At 50.7% G+C, this 2,386-nt stretch carries 1 protein-coding gene; it reads right to left on the reverse strand.

Annotated features, from left to right (window positions below):
- Positions 1–2,354: non-ribosomal peptide synthetase (locus AZ66_RS28615; protein ID WP_231587091.1), on the reverse strand; the 2,354-nt coding region annotated here is incomplete at its 3' end.
- Positions 2,355–2,386: the final 32 nt, after the last annotated feature.

A 2,386-nucleotide genomic window follows, 5' to 3' on the forward strand; every position in this document is an offset into this window, starting at 1 on the left:
TATACGGCCGTATTGCCAATCGGGCGTCCGATCGGTATCGTTACGGCGCTGTCAGCTACTTCATCAACGTTGTGGCTAGTCGCAAATACGGTGCTCTCCGTTGGCCCGTATACATGCTTAAGCTTGCCTGGACCCAAATGCCGGAGCGCCTTGCGCACATGGCTCACAGATGCGCGTTCCCCACCGAACAATATCGCGCGCATATGGCGTAGACTGTCCACTCTCAAGTCGACGAGCAGATTGAGATAGGCAGTAGTAATGAACATGACCGAAATCTTCTCGATCTCGATGGTGTCGGCCAGTCGTCCAGCGTCGAGCACTACCTCGCGCGGAATCAGTACAAGCTTCGCTCCATTCAGCAAGGCGCCAAATATGTCGAAGGTCGAGCCGTCAAAAGCGTAGCTGGATAATTGCAGCACCGTGTCATGCTGATCGATCTCGATATATTTCGCATCCCGCACTACTCTAACGATGTTGCGGTGAGTTGTTAAATTCCCCTTCGGCATTCCCGTTGTACCTGACGTGTAAATGACGTAGACGAGATCAGAAGCCCCATTATGCTGCTCCAGATTCGTGCCATCTGCGTGATAGGAGTCCTCATCATCTACAAGTACAACCATGCAATCCGCAGCAATATGGTTCGACTGCAAATGACGTTGCACGACTAGAAGCGATGCTCCCGAATCGTCGATCATGTATCGAATGCGTTCTTCCGGATAATCCGGATCAATTGGCACATATGCCCCGCCTGCCTTCAGGGTCGCCATAATCGCCACAATCATGTCTAGCGAACGATCTGTCATTAGACCTACGAAGCGGCCGGCTTTTACACCCTTACCTCGCAGTGTTCTCGCCAAACGATTCGACCGTTCATTCAACTCGCGGTATGTGAGCCGTTCTTCTCCGAATTGGATAGCAACCGCATCCGGCGATTTCTCTGCCTGCTCTTCGAACAAATGTTGAATCGTCTTCTCCCGCGGATAACTCGTTATCGTATCATTAAATACCAGCTTTACTTGCTCTCTCTCCTGCAGGCTCATCATATTCAGTGACATTAGCTTCGCATTCGGTTCTGCGATGATGGCATCTATTAATTGCACGAAATGTTCTCCCATCCGCCCCGCAGTCTCTTTCGCATATAAAGCAGTCGCATAGCCTAGTCCACATAGTATCCCTTCTTCATTCTGTTCGGCATGGAAGGTCAAATCGAACTTCGCGACAGAATGGCTGTGCGGGTATGGACTTATCCGAAGCCCATCGATATGGAAGGAACTCTGCTGTTCATGCTCAACACTGAATATCGTATCGAACACTGGATTTCGGCTCATATCCCGAGACTTATGAACCTTCTCTACCAACGTTTCGAACGGATAATCCTGATTCTCGAATGCGGCGAGGGCCGTATCCTTCACCTCCGCTAACAGTTCCGCGAAGGATTTCTCACCGGTTGGATAATTGCGGATGGCGAGCGTATTGACGAACATCCCAACCAGCGGCTCCAATTCCGTATGATTGCGGCCCGCGATCGGTGTTCCGACAATGATATCGTCCTGTCCCGTATATTTGTGCAGGAGCACAGTATATGCTGCAAGCAGAACCATATATAAGGTTGCGCCGTAGTTTGCCGCTAATCGTTGCAGCTGCTCGGCCTGACTGTTCGTTAAGGTGAACAAGGCCACATCACCTTCGAACTGCTGTACAGCCGGTCGCACATAATCAGTCGGCAGTTCGAGCGTCGGCAGTTCTCCGTCCAATTGCTTCAGCCAATAGGATTCCTGATGCGCAAGCTTCTCTGCATATTCATTGGATTGCTGCCATGCAGCATAGTCCTTATATTGGATACGCAGCGCCGGCAGTTGATCGCCTGCATATATCCGGGAGAATTCATTCACGACATGCCCCATCGTTACGCCATCGGAAATGATATGGTGCATGTCGAACATCAGAATATGGCGTTCATGTCCAGTTTCAATCAATCCGACTCTGAGCAGCGGTGCTTGATTAAGCTGGAATGGACGTACGAAATGAGTGATCAGCGCCTCTGCATCTTTTTCTGCTGCAAGGTGATATTCGATTGCAAACTCCACCTGCGAGTGAATGCGCTGCACAGGCTCACCGCGTACCGTCTCGAAGCTTGTCCGCAGCGATTCATGTCGGTCGATCAGCTTCTGGAAAGCCCGTTCGAATCGCGCACGATCCAGCTCTCCTTCGAGAATCAGCACCCCCGGCATGTTATAGCTTACCTCGGCTCCTGTCAGCTGGCTTACAATGAACAGCCTTTTCTGCGCTGAAGATAATGGATAATAGGCTTTTTCCTCAGCGATAGGTATTTCCGTGTAAAGTTCTTGATGCATCTCGGTTATCGCCTTCGCCATCTCCTCGATGG

Source organism: Paenibacillus sp. E194 (assembly GCF_000935845.1).
Taxonomy (GTDB): Bacteria; Bacillota; Bacilli; order Paenibacillales; family Paenibacillaceae; genus Paenibacillus_B; species Paenibacillus_B alvei_B.